The sequence below is a fragment of the Alteromonas sp. a30 genome (assembly GCF_026788005.1).
Classification (GTDB): Bacteria; Pseudomonadota; Gammaproteobacteria; order Enterobacterales; family Alteromonadaceae; genus Paraneptunicella.
This window is the reverse complement of record NZ_JABEPE010000008.1, coordinates 122,896-136,387: the sequence shown is the minus strand read 5'-3', so window position 1 is coordinate 136,387 and position 13,492 is coordinate 122,896. Positions and strand designations below refer to the sequence as shown.

Here is a 13,492-nt window from a genome sequence, read left to right as displayed (position 1 = left end):
TTATGAGTTCTATTAGTGACGACGTTCATTCAGATAATCAGCATTCTGACGACCATCATCATGCGCCTGCGGGCATTAAACGTTGGTTGTTTACTACTAATCATAAAGATATTGGCACCTTGTATTTATGGTTCGCTTTTATCATGTTTCTGATTGGCGGTGCGATGGCAATGGTGATCCGTGCTGAGCTATTTCAGCCAGGATTACAAATAGTTGACCCGAACTTCTTTAATCAAATGACTACGGTACACGGTCTGATCATGGTGTTTGGTGCAGTTATGCCCGCTTTTACAGGGTTAGCAAACTGGATGGTGCCAATGATGATTGGTGCGCCGGATATGGCGCTGCCAAGAATGAACAACTGGAGTTTTTGGATACTGCCTTTTGCTTTTTTGATTCTTCTGTCTTCTTTATTCTTAGAAGGCGGCGGCCCTAACTTTGGTTGGACCTTCTACGCACCGCTATCAACCACCTACAGTAATGATTCAACGGGTTTGTTTGTGTTTTCGGTCCATATAATGGGCATCAGCTCCATTATGGGGGCAATTAACGTCATTGTGACCATTTTTAATATGCGCGCACCGGGCATGACCTTAATGAAAATGCCGTTATTCGTATGGACGTGGTTGATAACCGCGTTTTTGTTGATAGCGGTAATGCCTGTGCTTGCTGGTGCGGTAACAATGGTGTTAACCGACAAATTCTTCGGGACCAGCTTTTTTGATGCCGCAGGTGGCGGCGACCCAGTGATGTTCCAACACATTTTCTGGTTCTTCGGTCATCCCGAGGTATACATCATGATTTTGCCAGCTTTTGGCATTATCTCGCAGATTGTACCGACCTTCTCGCGAAAACCTTTGTTCGGCTATGCTTCGATGGTTTACGCCACGGCATCCATAGCGCTACTTTCGTTTATTGTTTGGGCGCATCATATGTTCACTACGGGAATGCCGTTATTTGGTGAGTTGTTCTTTATGATCGCAACCATGCTGATTTCTGTGCCAACGGGCGTGAAAGTGTTTAATTGGGTGGCGACCATGTGGCGTGGTTCGCTTTCCTTCGAAATGCCGATGATGTTTGCATTAGCGTTCATTGTGTTATTTACCATTGGTGGCTTTTCTGGATTGATGTTGGCGATTACGCCAGTCGACTTCCAGTATCACGACACCTATTTTGTGGTTGCACACTTTCATTATGTGTTAGTGACCGGTGCTATCTTTTCGATTATGGCGGCGGTGTATTACTGGTTGCCAAAATGGACGGGCAAAATGTACGACATCTCCCTTGCTAAGTGGCATTTCTGGTGTTCGTTAATTTCGGTCAATGTGTTGTTTTTCCCAATGCACTTTGTAGGTTTGGCAGGTATGCCGCGCCGTATCCCTGATTATGCGTTGCAGTTTGCTGATTTCAACAAGTGGATCAGTATTGGTGGTTTTGCCTTTGGCTTGTCGCAACTTATTTTCTTGGCGTTATTGATTAAAGCTTGTCGCAAACAAGGTGAAGCGGTAGATGCACGGGTATGGGACGGCGCGAAAGGGTTGGAATGGGAAGTGCCATCACCAGCGCCATATCATACGTTTGAAACGCCTCCAGAAGTGAAGTAGGGAGCGATGATGCAACCAGAAGAACAGTCAAAAGGGCAAAGGCCACCTCAATCAGCGAAACCGAATAATGCCAAATTGGTGGGGAAGCTAGTGGTTGTTGTGTTTGGCATGTTTGGTTTTGGTTTTGCGTTGGTGCCTTTATACGATGTGTTTTGTGACATTACTGGTATTAACGGCAAAACAAATGATACTGCGGCAACTTATACCAATGTCGAGATTGACCAAAGTCGAGAAGTCGTCGTGGAGTTCATTACACGAACCAACAAGCAGATTCCTTGGGAGTTTGAGCCGGTTATCAAACGGATGGTTGTTCACCCCGGGGAAATGTATCAGGCTGACTTTGTGCTCAGAAACTCTGAGTCCCGCGATGTTATTGCTCAAGCGGTGCCGTCGGTGTCGCCAGGGCAAGCCGCGCTTTATTTAAACAAAACAGAATGCTTTTGCTTTGAACAACAACCTTTGGTTGCAGGTCAACGAGTGGTGATGCCAATGCGTTTTTATGTTGACCCTGACCTGCCGAAGGACATTGAAGTTTTCACTTTAAATTACACCCTTTATGACGTCACTGGTACTACAACTGGCTCAACCCAAATGGGCCAGAAGTAAGCGCCATTGGAGAGAATTATGTCTGAACAAGAATACGAAAAATACTACGTTCCCGACCAAAGTCCATGGCCGTTTGTTGGTGCAGTGGCTCTATTTCTTATTGCTGTTGGAGCAGGAAATTTTGTGGTGGAAGTCACCAAAGACAAAGAGGGATATGGAGGGGTAACGCTCGGAGTTGGGGTGCTGATATTGCTGGTGATGTTGTTTGGTTGGTTCAAAAACCAAATTGATGAGTCAATGTCAGGACTATACAGCAAGCAGCTAGACCGCTCGTACCGTCAGGGTATGAGCTGGTTTATTTTCTCTGAAGTGATGTTTTTTGCGGCGTTTTTTGGTGCGCTGTTTTATGCGCGCGTGTTTTCTGTGCCGTGGTTAGGAGGGGCTTCAAATAATGCGATGACCGCAGAAGTGTTATGGCCGAGTTTTGAGGCAATTTGGCCCTTAGTAAAAACGCCAGGAGGCACAGAAACCCAAGCCATGGGGGCTGCGGGTTTACCACTTTATAACACCATCATTTTATTAATTTCTTCTGTGACTTGTCATTTCGCCCATGTTGGTTTGGAACAGAACAATCGAAAAAAACTGACGCTATTTTTAGGAGCCACAATCTTGCTCGGCATCGTGTTCCTAACCCTGCAAGTGGAAGAGTATATACATGCATATACAGAAATGGGGCTAACGCTTGATGCGGGGGTTTATGGCAATACGTTTTTCATGCTCACCGGGTTTCATGGAATGCACGTTACTCTGGGAACCTTGATGTTGATTATCATGTTTTTACGAGTATTGAGCGGTCACTTCACTTCTAAGAATCACTTCGCTTTTCAAGCGACAAGTTGGTACTGGCATTTTGTGGATGTGGTGTGGGTGTGTTTGTTTGTCTTCGTTTATTTGATTTAACGTCTTCGTTTCCCTCCTACGCCCTAGTAAGGGCGTGGGTTAGGGGTAATGAGTCCAGTCGCTACTGCTATCACGATAAGTAATAGAATGATGGCAGAAGTAAACACTCTACGACCAATGTATTTACTCATTTTTTCATGTTGGCCATCATTTTTTAGCATGATCATCATGGCTCTAAACAGGTTATAAAACATTAGAAGCAATAAAACGGTTAAAACAATTTTAATAATCACAATAATTTCTACTCTGTGTATAAGGTGAATATGAGGTCGATAAAATCCAAAACACTTACGCTAGTAATGATTGCTGTTGTATTACTTGCTATTGCGCTTATGTTGCGCCTCGGTGTTTGGCAACTTCAACGTGCAGAGGAAAAGCAGCAACAATTGGATGACATTAACCTACGAAATCAAGGTACTGAGTTAACGTTAGAAGAAATTTCCGGTTTGGGCAAAGTTCAGGGGCAACCAGTGTCTTTTTATGGTGAATTAATGCCAGAAAAGCTCTTTTATTGGGATAACCGAGTTGTGAATGGTGCCGCAGGCTATGAAGTTATTGTTCCGGTGCAAACGCATCTGGGTATTGTGTTAACTAACTGGGGCTGGGTAAAAGGCTTAGCTTATCGTGATCAACTCCCGCGTGTCTCTTTTCCCAGTAAGGTTGATGTGTTCAAAGGTGTTGCATGGCAACCCGGGAAAAACCGTTTTATTTCAACTGCGGCGCTGAACACCACAGGTTTAGCGCATTGGCCTAAGGTCATTCAATCTGTGGATTCTACGTTGCTACAGGGCCTTTTTGATACACCACTCTTGCCTTTTGGTGTGGTACTGACAAAACCGAAAAACCCCAATCTTGTTAACAATTATCATCCCGTGGTTATGCCGCCGGAGAAACACATCGCTTACGCAGTGCAATGGTTTGGTTTGGCATTGGCGTGTGCGGTGGTGGTTATTGTAAGTATCCGAAAAAATGGTTTAAGCCTAAAGAGAGGAAAGCATGAATAACAAAAATACAGTGACTCAACGTCGTACAGTTTTTCTATTCTTGTTGGTTTTTGTTGTGCCAATTGCGTTGGCAAAGCTTGCGCTCGAAGGGGAATGGTTTAATCGTGCGGCAACGAATAAAGGGGAATTGATTCATCAAAATGTGAATCTGTCACAGATGTATCCTGCCAGAGAAAAGAAATGGTATTTGGCGTATATGTCTAATCAACCTTGCCAAAAGCCATGTGAGCTAGCGCTGTACAGTTTACAGCAGGTTCACACTGCATTAGGGCCTGAACAAGATAGGGTGTCGACGTTGGCGTTGTTTACTGACGAAAATGAGCTGTCGAAGGCAAAACATTCCGAATTTGCACAACATGTCTTTTTAGAACAGACCGATTCTCAGCCGCTTAGTCCGTTACTAAGAAATGAAAAGCTAAACGATATTTTTATCATTGATACGTTAGGTAACGTTGTTTTGCGTTACCCCGTTCATGCGGAAAAACAAGGCGCGGTTATGGCGAGTCGGGATATGCTTGCGGATATGCGTAAGTTGTTAAAACTATCGCGTATTGGCTAGGGTGCAAGCATGAGGACTCTCGTTAAATTGAGTTTAATACTGGCGTTGCTAGTGGTTGTGCTTGGAGCATTTACGCGGTTGACTGACGCCGGGTTAGGTTGCCCTGATTGGCCCGGCTGTTATGGAAAACTGTTCGTTCCAAGTCACCCTGATGGACTAGATGCGGCACAGGCCAACTTTCCAGAACGACCCGTTGAGGCCAATAAAGCATGGACAGAAATGGTGCATCGTTATTTTGCTGGAACCTTAGGAATATTTGTTCTTATTATTGCTCTATGGAGTATCAAAACTCGATTTAGTCGGCACCAAAATTATTTAGAACAGCCTTTGCATCAACCTATAAAGCTGCCTGTGTTGATGTTGATTGTGGTCATTATTCAGGCCGCACTGGGAATGTGGACGGTAACGTTAAACCTCATGCCAATAGTGGTTATGGCGCATTTATTAGGGGGATTTACCTTGCTTTCCCTCTTATTTTTAATGTTATTACGTTTAACACCGTTCCAGATCCCAAGCGGTGAAATTCGAGCAAGGGCATTAGCATGGGCTGCGAGCCTTGGTGGCATAATTTTGATTGCCCAGATTGCTTTAGGGGGATGGACTTCAGCTAATTATGCCGCAATGGCCTGTATTGAATTACCTGTTTGTGAGGGAAATTGGACGCAAAAGCTAGATTTCAAACATGCTTTTAGTTTGCCTGAAGCGGATGATTATGAATTCGGTCGGCACACTTATGAAGGCCGTGTCACCATGCATATTATGCATCGTTTTGGTGCGCTGGTGACGTTTGTATTTCTATTGTGGCTTGGGGTTCGGCTTTACCGCGCTACTTTGTCGTCAACCATAAAAAAACAAGCCTCTTTGTTGATTGGGCTTGTGAGTCTACAAGTGCTACTCGGTTTGAGTAATGTGGTATTCAAACTGCCTTTGTCTGTCGCGGTGATGCATAACGCCGTGGCGGCATTGCTCCTGCTGTCATTAGTGCTCATTAATTACACCCTTTACCGAAAAACATAGGAGTGCAACTTATGCAAAAAGTCCTTAATACGACCCATGCAAATACGCGACGCACCCAAGCTGCGAAATGGCGAGATTACTATGAAATGACCAAGCCTAAAGTGGTGTTAATGCTGCTTTTGACCGTATTAGTTGGCATGTGTTTATCGGTTGATACTTGGTTGGATTGGCAAAAACTAATTGCAGGATTGATGGGGGTTGGCTTGCTGTCTGCTTCAGCCGCAGTCATCAACCATGTTGTTGATCACCAAATCGATGCCAAAATGGCACGAACCTATCATCGTCCGATTGTGAATGGCCGTGTTACGCATAAACAGGCAATTGTTTTTGCGGCGAGTATTGGTCTGCTTGGATACATGGTATTGGAACTATGGGTTAATCGCTTGACTGCATTGTTAACCTTAGCAAGCATGGTGGGCTATGCGTTTATATACACCATGTATTTGAAGCGGGCGACACCACAAAATATTGTAATTGGTGGGCTTGCAGGTGCAGCTCCTCCACTTTTGGGATGGACGGCAATGACGGGGGAGCTTCACCCCAATGCTTTGTTGCTAGTCTTAATTATTTTTACTTGGACTCCTCCTCATTTTTGGGCGCTTGCTGTACATCGAGTGAAGGATTATGAGAAGGCCGGAGTCCCAATGTTGCCTGTTACTCATGGCGTTGAATTCACCAAGACCTCAATCTTTTTATATACGATCCTATTGTTTGTTGTGTGTCTTTTACCTTATTTGGTTGGTATGTCCGGCATCATTTATCTGTTGGGCGTTTCTGTATTGAACAGTGTTTTCTTCTACTATGCATGGAAATTGAAGTTTTCTTCGACAAACAAAACTGCAATGGCGACTTTTAAATTTTCAATTGTGCATTTGATGTTATTGTTTGTGCTTCTTCTGATAGATCATTATGTATAGGCCACTTAGTGAAGAATTTAACGTTAGTTGTTATTGCTTGTATCGCGCTGTTCGGGGGAGTTTGGTTTGCTAACGGGTTGATGGTACCAAAGGAGCCCGAGCACGCTCGGTTGTATCCAAAGCCAAGGTCGATTGGGGAAGTTAATTTGGTCGATCAAAATGGTGAATCAGTCACAGCAGAATGGTTTGAAGGAAAATGGACGCTGACGTTCGTTGGTTATACGTTTTGCCCTGATATTTGTCCCACTACCTTAGGTGAGTTGAAAGCAATTTATCCCCAACTTCAGGCGATTGATAGTGAATATCCAATAGAAATCATGTTTATGTCGGTTGATCCTCAGCGCGACACCGTGGCGCGATTAAAACAATATATAGACTTCTTCAATCCCGAATTTCATGCGGTGACTGGAGAGCATAAGGCGCTTTTTCCTGTTGTCAGGGCTATGGGAATGATGTATTCGTTCCCTGATAGTACGGAAACAGAAGATTACCTAGTGGACCACAGTGCATCCGTCGTTATCATTAATCCGCGCGGAGAAGTCGTTGGACGCTTTATGCCACAGCGCAAACCGGGGCAAGTTTCAATTAGTGAGGGCGCGCAAATTGTTGCTGACATGCCAACTTTAGTTGCGTCATTTAAAGGTTAAATCACTCAACCCTATAGTTACTACTTCAATGCTAGGACCTTAGTTTAACGTATTGATCTGCAGCTTTCTTTCCCATTGTGACAAAAGCTCGGGTGAGTTGATGAGGGATGGATTCAGACGTTTTTTTAAGCTCGTTGTAATACTTTTCATGTAGGGAGGCATCAATGGGATTGCGTTCTAAAAGTGTTTTATGAGCGTTGTCAGAAATTGTCACTTTTACCGGTGATTTGTTTTGCGTGATGTACAAACTAAAAGGGCTGAAACCAAGCATTTTGTTAATTTCAATAAATGCATCGTCAAAAAGTTCAGTTACGCCAACAAAATCGAAGTGCTTGGCAATGTTCTCTTCGGCTATATCCAAAAGGTGTGCAGTGTTGCCATCTCCGATAAGCAGATCTTCACCTGCAATCATTTTGCTTTGGCCATCTTCTAGTATGTAATTGAGTTCGTGCACACCGGACTTCTCAATATCCTTTTTTTCCATTTCAGCAAACTGCTCGAAACTAACATTATTGTCTTTTAGATATTGATAAATCTTAGAGCCTTCATTTTTCAATGAGTATGAATAGTATGAGCGGGCCCTATTGACGGGGTCTCGCAATAAAGTGAAATAACGGGATTCACCTTCTAATAACTTGTGTAATCCGTAAGGATAATGACCTGAGACCGCCTTTGCTTGGTTAATTTCAGCAATCTTTTTTTGATCTTTAGAATCCAAAATGGAAAAAATATTTTCAAGGGATTCTTGTTCAAAAACGATAGTGGTTTTACGGAAATCTTCTTGGAATTTTCGGAGCAAGAATTTTTCTACTGTTTTACCAGCAGTTTTAACTTGATGAAGAAAAATAATTCGTTGCATAGGCCAGAAACAAGTTGCTCATTAAAAGTGCATTAATATTAGAGATGACGGGATTGGCCTTAAAAAAATTTACAGGCCACGCTGGATACCTATCACCATTATAAGGTTAGATGCCGAGCTCAATATATTCCATCAAATCACTACTTAGAATTTTAAATAGGAATAGCAACTGTGTTTACACCGATTGAATTGACTGGCTTCAATTGCATCAAGTGCTGCGGCGAATTCTCGCGGTATGATATGAAAAGATAGGTAGTATTTAAAGGCTTTTTTAAAGTGTAAGGTATGTGTGTGAGATAAAGGTTGTGACGGAACGTGAGTTTTTCTCTATTTGAATATAGACCCGCCGACCATATTCTACGGCGAGTCTATTGTATTGCTGCGAATACTTTAAAAGCTTTAGCCTTCAAGTGCTTGTTTAAGGTCTGCAATCAGATCGGATGGTTCTTCGATACCGATGGAGATACGAATTAAGCCTTCTGTGACTCCAATTTCATCGCGTCTGTCTTTCGGAACACCAGAGTGGGTCATCGCTGCTGGGTGTTGGGCCAAACTTTCTGTCCCACCTAAGCTTACCGCAAGTTTCACGAGCTTAAGGTTATTGAGCACGGAGAAAGCTTTTTCTTTTCCACCTTTCACTTCAAAGGAGAAGGTTGAACCCGCACCTTTACATTGTTTCTGATAGATAGCGTATTGAGGGCTATCTTCGGATAATAGTCCCGGATAGTCGATACGTGTAATCAAAGGATGATCTTTTAGGAAATCAACGACCTGCTTTGCGCCTTCTGTTGCGGCTTGAACACGTACTTTTAGTGTTTCTAAAGAGCGAAGAATCAACCAAGCTGTGTTGGAATCCATGGTTGTGCCAATGGCGTTTCTCACTCGACGAACTTTAGTCACTAACGCTTTGCTGCCTGATACGCTACCACCTACTAAATCAGAATGACCGCCAACGTATTTAGTGAGTGAATACATGCATAGGTCGGCGCCATGATCTAACGGCTTTTGCCAAATTGGGCCAAGCATTGTGTTGTCTACGGCAAGTACCGGTTTTTCTGCTTGTTCAGCGCAAACTTTATCGAGGTAAGCTCTGCAAGCTGCAATATCCAATAAGTTGTTGGTTGGGTTGTCTGGGGTTTCTAACATTACAACGGCAACGTTGCCTAAGCTTTGTGCTTTATTAACGGCATCTTCGAAAGCGGAGGTTCCTTCGCTCGACATAAAGCCAACTGGGATCATACCTAATTGCTTTAATAAACCATTTAGTAGCGTGTCAGTGCCGCCGTAAATTGGCTCCGAATAAACAATAACATCACCGGGTTTAGCCAACGCTAAAAGCATAGAAGAAATAGCAGACATGCCGCTGCCGGTAATGGTGCAGTCTTCTGCGCCATCCCAAATGGCGATACGGTTTTCCGCGATTTCAATATTTGGGTTGTTGAAACGAGAATAAACTAAACCTGCTGTTTCGCCTTCATTAAGTTGTTTGCGACCAGAAACAATATTGAAGAAGTTTTCACCGTCTTCTGCAGATTTAAAAACAAACGTTGAGGTTTGGAAGTTAGGGCACTTAATTGAGCCTTCTGAAAGTTGAGGATCGTAGCCGTATCCCATCATTAAAGATTCAGGGCTTAAGGCATGGTTGCCGATTTTCGTTTTGTTGTAATTTGCGGACATAGTCACTCCAAACAAGTCGAGGCCAATTAGGCTCTATAAACAAATTCTTGAATTCTTAATAAAAATAACGGGGCGTAATATACAGTATTTATCGTTTACTTAGAATTTATGCGTGCTTAAATCGGTGAAAAAATAACACTAACTGTTTGCTATTTGTTACGGATGGTGGTAAATAAATAACGCGAAGAGTTTCAAATTTATCAAAATGCTAACGAGGGCATTAGGATAATAGGCGGTAACGAAGCTCTCTAGGTTACAACAATAATATTTTCAATTCAGGAAACTATGATGAGAAAAATGAAAAACTTGCTTGTGGCAACACTTGCTACCGCAGCTGCATTAGCTTCTACATCTGTTCTTGCTGCATCAGAACAGGCTCTAGCAAAACAACTCGCGTTGAAATTACAAAATTCAAAAGATGTTTCAGAAACCGTGAAACAAGTTGCTAAGGCGGAAGTTCCTCTTTTAATTAAACACGTGTTACCAAATCTGGAAACTTCTCGCACTTTCCTAGGCACGGGCAAAACAGATGTAACAGAAGTTTGGTTACACCTCCCAGAGACTCGCGCATTAGGCGGCGATATGTCTGACCTTGTGGTTGCATTCCCGCCAGCAGGTAATGAAAGTAGCTGGACTGAAGTAACTGGTTATGACCTAAAAGGTCGTACGGTTTCTATGGATGTTAACGAAGCGCCAGACTTTCCTGTAATCGTTGTTGAAGATCATGGTTATCATGCCATGCAAAGAAAGCTAACAACGTTAAATGAAGCCTTGAGACAAGCAGGTTTGCAGAAATCTGCTCCAGCGATTGCTTCTGCAACGGGCTTTGACGCTAAAAAGCTAACTAAAATCCGTTTGGACGATGATCAAGAGCCTTGGGTAAAAGGTTCTGCTGAGATCTATGGTTTGGTAACGGGTGTACTTGCAGGTAACGAACCTCAAGTTGTTGCAGTTGATATGCCTTACCTAGATAAAGACGGTACAAACTACTATCCGAATCAATTATTCATCAACTGGAGTCAATATGAGTATCAAGTTGTTGATATGTTGCTTTATGAAGATGATGGTGATGACGTTAACTACAAAGAGTTGGTGAAAGCGTTAATCACAGCCGTTGGTGCTGTTGGTAGCTTAGCGGGTTATCCACCTGTTCAAGCCGTTGCTGAAATCACTAACCGTGTTATTGATGCAACGCCTAGCCATTGGTACACGGATGACGATGATTTCGTTGATGCGTGTTACACCATTGAAAAATTCAAAAGATATACAGACTACAATTGCGCTGGCGGAAATGCTCGCGTAAACATGGAACACTTCTTCGTTCAATCGAACTAAGAGCGTAATAAATACAATGTGTTAGTTTGCCTTTAGTGCAAATAAAAAGCTGAAAATAGGCAGTTCTTGTGGGGACTGCCTATTTTTTTATGTGTTTTAAGGTTAGAGAACTTGCCTATATTAAATTCCTTGCCTACCTTTGAATCTGGCGTTACGCAATTTAGCGTCTTTTATATTCGGTCATAGTTAATGTGAATAGGAAGTGGGATATACAAACGTACACCCAAAATCGAATTTATATCGATGTGTTGTTCGTTTAGATAAATATGTAAGCCAGTTCGGATGGTTACACGTATCCTTTTTAACGATCTAACAATGGAAATACTATGCAAACTGTTCTTATCACGGGAGCGACGTCCGGGATAGGTGAAGCACTTGCTTTGCTTTACGCTAGACAGGACTGGAATGTTATCGCTTGTGGCCGAAATCAACAAAAACTGACCGCACTTACCCAAATGGACTCAAAAATAAGTCCCTTGAGCTTTGATGTAACTCAACAGGGAGAAGTGGCTGGTGCAGCGCAACAACTCACTCGAGATATTGACTTACTTATTCTAAATGCAGGTGACTGCGAATATATTGACAACCCATTAGAATTTGATAGCAGTTTGTTCGAACGAATTATCAAAGTGAACTTAATTTCAATTGGCTATTGTCTTGAATATTTCTTAAAGCGCATTAAAAAAGGGGGAAGGCTCGTGCTAATGAGTTCTAGCGCTACCTATTTACCCTTGCCCAGAGCTGGTGCTTATGGAGCAAGTAAATGTGCCATTAACTATTTAGCCAATACGCTCCGAATCGAATTATGTAAATTTGATATTGGAGTGAGCTTAATTTGTCCGGGTTTCGTAAAAACGCCATTAACTGACAAAAACGAATTTGCAATGCCATTGCGAGTAGAGCCGGATCATGCCGCTAGAATCATTTATTTTGATTTAGAAAGTGGTGAGGACGAAATTCATTTTCCTCAGGCGTTTACTTCGATTATGAAGTTTTTGTCATTATTACCTGTTCGAGTGTGGCGCAAAATCGCTTCTTTAATGAACCGTTAAGATGCGAATAAAACTATGGAGACGCCTCACCGTTACGCGAAATGTAAGTGAGGAAAGAAGAATATGGAGCAAATCCAAGTACAAAGAGAAACGACATTAAGCTGGTTTCAATCAATAAGTCAGTCGATGCTGTATAAGGTGCTTGATAAAGTCGAGCACGGGTATTTATCAGTGAAGTTTGGCGAGCATACTCGTGACTTTGGTGATGCTTCGAGTTCGCTTAAGGCCGATCTTTGTATCAATGACCCTGTCGTTTTTTCCCATTTAATAACGCGCGGAAGCATTGGCGTGGCAGAAGATTTCATTGCCGGGTATTGGTCCTCATCCAATCTGACTAATGTGATCCGATTTTTCGTTGTTAACATGGAGACGCTTGATGCAGTCGAGAGTAAGTTAGGTAAGCTCGGGAAGGTAGCGCGACTGGATTATCTGTGGAAGAAGCTATCGTTCCGAAATAGTGAAACTCAAGCGAAGAAAAACATTCTTGCACATTACGACCTTGGTAATCATTTATATCAACGCTTCCTTGATCCTGAAATGCAATATTCGAGTGCCATTTACCCTGATTTTTGTGCAGGATTAGATGAAGCGCAACAATTCAAAATGGCAGCCATTTGCCAAAAATTACAGTTAAGTGCAGACGATAACGTCATTGAAATTGGGACGGGCTGGGGAGGGCTGGCGATTTATATGGCACAGCACTATGGATGCCATGTGACGACAACAACAATTTCAGATGCTCAACATGAATACGCGGAAGCGAGAATAAAACGTCTCGGTTTAGAAGATAAAATCACCTTGCTTAAGCGTGATTACCGCCGCTTAGAAGGGCAATTTGATAAGTTGGTCAGTATCGAAATGATCGAGGCGGTAGGCCATGAGTATTTGGATACTTTTTTTGAAAAGTGTGGGCAGCTTTTGAAGGCTAATGGTTTAATGTTGATTCAAGCGATTACGATTGCCGATCAACGCTATGAACATTACCGAAACAATGTGGACTTTATCCAAACCTATATTTTCCCCGGTGGATGTTTACCTTCCATCACTCGTATGACAAATAGCATTACCAAAGGAACAGACTTAGTTGTTCATCAACTAGATGATATTGGTTTGCATTATGCTAAGACGCTATCCGATTGGCGTCAGAAGTTTCTACAAGCTTGGCCTGAATTGAGTCATGAAGGATTTGACGAAAAGTTTAGACGCCTTTGGGTATATTATTTATGCTATTGTGAAGGCGGCTTCCTAGAGCGAGCGATCAGCACTGTTCACTTAGTTGCAAGGAAACCACAACATCGCAGCTGACTTTACAGGA

At 42.7% G+C, this 13,492-nt stretch carries 14 protein-coding genes; 11 read left to right on the top strand and 3 right to left on the bottom strand.

Going from position 1 to position 13,492, the window contains the following annotated elements; translation table 11 throughout:
- Positions 1 to 2 precede the first annotated feature (2 nt).
- From ctaD to HJG39_RS09915, 3 genes are read left to right on the top strand one after another with little or no spacing between them, the layout of a single operon-like run.
- Entirely contained in the window at positions 3 to 1,604 is a 1,602-nt protein-coding gene (gene ctaD / locus HJG39_RS09925; RefSeq protein ID WP_268408869.1) for a cytochrome c oxidase subunit I, read from the top strand.
- Between the two features lie 9 nt (positions 1,605 to 1,613).
- On the top strand, positions 1,614 to 2,210 hold the full coding sequence (locus tag HJG39_RS09920) for a cytochrome c oxidase assembly protein (protein ID WP_268408867.1): 597 nt from the start codon (positions 1,614 to 1,616) through the stop codon (positions 2,208 to 2,210).
- A gap of 18 nt (positions 2,211 to 2,228) precedes the next feature.
- On the top strand, positions 2,229 to 3,110 hold the full coding sequence (locus HJG39_RS09915; RefSeq protein WP_268408865.1) for a cytochrome c oxidase subunit 3: 882 nt from the start codon (positions 2,229 to 2,231) through the stop codon (positions 3,108 to 3,110).
- Positions 3,111 to 3,133: 23 nt separating this feature from the next.
- Here HJG39_RS09915 and HJG39_RS09910 read toward each other — a convergent pair whose 3' ends face one another.
- Positions 3,134 to 3,343, bottom strand: coding sequence for a DUF2909 domain-containing protein (locus HJG39_RS09910; protein ID WP_268408863.1), 210 nt, complete (start codon positions 3,341 to 3,343; stop codon positions 3,134 to 3,136).
- 30 nt (positions 3,344 to 3,373) lie between these two features.
- Between HJG39_RS09910 and HJG39_RS09905 the strand changes: the two genes are divergently transcribed.
- Genes HJG39_RS09905 through HJG39_RS09885 form a run of 5 tightly spaced genes read left to right on the top strand, consistent with a single transcriptional unit; the run spans position 3,374 to position 7,254 of the window.
- Entirely contained in the window at positions 3,374 to 4,114 is a 741-nt protein-coding gene (locus tag HJG39_RS09905; RefSeq protein ID WP_268408861.1) for an SURF1 family protein, read from the top strand.
- Positions 4,107 to 4,673 (top strand): hypothetical protein, encoded by a 567-nt coding sequence (locus HJG39_RS09900; protein ID WP_268408859.1) that lies wholly within the window; start codon positions 4,107 to 4,109, stop codon positions 4,671 to 4,673. The genes HJG39_RS09905 and HJG39_RS09900 overlap by 8 nt, the downstream gene beginning before the upstream one ends.
- Positions 4,674 to 4,682: 9 nt before the next feature.
- On the top strand, positions 4,683 to 5,690 hold the full coding sequence (locus HJG39_RS09895) for a COX15/CtaA family protein (RefSeq protein WP_268408857.1): 1,008 nt from the start codon (positions 4,683 to 4,685) through the stop codon (positions 5,688 to 5,690).
- 11 nt (positions 5,691 to 5,701) lie between these two features.
- A complete protein-coding gene (cyoE, locus tag HJG39_RS09890) occupies positions 5,702 to 6,607 on the top strand; it encodes a heme o synthase (RefSeq protein WP_268408855.1) in 906 nt (301 codons plus the stop codon).
- A gap of 8 nt (positions 6,608 to 6,615) precedes the next feature.
- Positions 6,616 to 7,254 carry an SCO family protein gene (locus HJG39_RS09885; protein WP_268408853.1) on the top strand — a complete coding sequence of 213 codons (639 nt, stop codon included), beginning with the start codon at positions 6,616 to 6,618 and terminating at the stop codon, positions 7,252 to 7,254.
- A 31-nt stretch (positions 7,255 to 7,285) separates the two neighbouring features.
- On the opposite strand, the gene HJG39_RS09880 is transcribed toward HJG39_RS09885, so the two are convergent.
- Both HJG39_RS09880 and HJG39_RS09875 read right to left on the bottom strand, forming a co-directional pair.
- A complete protein-coding gene (locus HJG39_RS09880) occupies positions 7,286 to 8,053 on the bottom strand; it encodes a hypothetical protein (protein ID WP_326849252.1) in 768 nt (255 codons plus the stop codon).
- Positions 8,054 to 8,512: 459 nt separating this feature from the next.
- A complete protein-coding gene (locus tag HJG39_RS09875; protein ID WP_268408849.1) occupies positions 8,513 to 9,790 on the bottom strand; it encodes a cystathionine gamma-synthase family protein in 1,278 nt (425 codons plus the stop codon).
- Between the two features lie 297 nt (positions 9,791 to 10,087).
- On the opposite strand from HJG39_RS09875, the gene HJG39_RS09870 reads away from it, so the two are divergent.
- The 3 genes from HJG39_RS09870 to HJG39_RS09860 all read left to right on the top strand — a co-directional run bounded on the left by HJG39_RS09870 (position 10,088) and on the right by HJG39_RS09860 (position 13,482).
- Complete coding sequence (locus tag HJG39_RS09870; protein ID WP_268408848.1) at positions 10,088 to 11,125, top strand: DUF3103 family protein; 1,038 nt, start codon at positions 10,088 to 10,090, stop codon at positions 11,123 to 11,125.
- Between the two features lie 326 nt (positions 11,126 to 11,451).
- A complete protein-coding gene (locus tag HJG39_RS09865) occupies positions 11,452 to 12,177 on the top strand; it encodes an SDR family NAD(P)-dependent oxidoreductase (protein ID WP_268408846.1) in 726 nt (241 codons plus the stop codon).
- A 63-nt stretch (positions 12,178 to 12,240) separates the two neighbouring features.
- Complete coding sequence (locus HJG39_RS09860; RefSeq protein ID WP_268408844.1) at positions 12,241 to 13,482, top strand: SAM-dependent methyltransferase; 1,242 nt, start codon at positions 12,241 to 12,243, stop codon at positions 13,480 to 13,482.
- Positions 13,483 to 13,492 lie beyond the last annotated feature (10 nt).

Bases quoted from the DNA above. Each gene is read 5' to 3' on its own strand.
- ctaD (WP_268408869.1), top strand. From the start codon at position 3: ATGAGTTCTATTAGTGACGACGTTCATTCAGATAATCAGCATTCTGAC.
- HJG39_RS09920 (WP_268408867.1), top strand. From the start codon at position 1,614: ATGCAACCAGAAGAACAGTCAAAAGGGCAAAGGCCACCTCAATCAGCG.
- HJG39_RS09915 (WP_268408865.1), top strand. From the start codon at position 2,229: ATGTCTGAACAAGAATACGAAAAATACTACGTTCCCGACCAAAGTCCA.
- HJG39_RS09905 (WP_268408861.1), top strand. From the start codon at position 3,374: ATGAGGTCGATAAAATCCAAAACACTTACGCTAGTAATGATTGCTGTT.
- HJG39_RS09900 (WP_268408859.1), top strand. From the start codon at position 4,107: ATGAATAACAAAAATACAGTGACTCAACGTCGTACAGTTTTTCTATTC.
- HJG39_RS09895 (WP_268408857.1), top strand. From the start codon at position 4,683: ATGAGGACTCTCGTTAAATTGAGTTTAATACTGGCGTTGCTAGTGGTT.
- cyoE (WP_268408855.1), top strand. From the start codon at position 5,702: ATGCAAAAAGTCCTTAATACGACCCATGCAAATACGCGACGCACCCAA.
- HJG39_RS09875 (WP_268408849.1), bottom strand. From the start codon at position 9,790: ATGTCCGCAAATTACAACAAAACGAAAATCGGCAACCATGCCTTAAGC.
- HJG39_RS09870 (WP_268408848.1), top strand. From the start codon at position 10,088: ATGAAAAACTTGCTTGTGGCAACACTTGCTACCGCAGCTGCATTAGCT.
- HJG39_RS09865 (WP_268408846.1), top strand. From the start codon at position 11,452: ATGCAAACTGTTCTTATCACGGGAGCGACGTCCGGGATAGGTGAAGCA.
- HJG39_RS09860 (WP_268408844.1), top strand. From the start codon at position 12,241: ATGGAGCAAATCCAAGTACAAAGAGAAACGACATTAAGCTGGTTTCAA.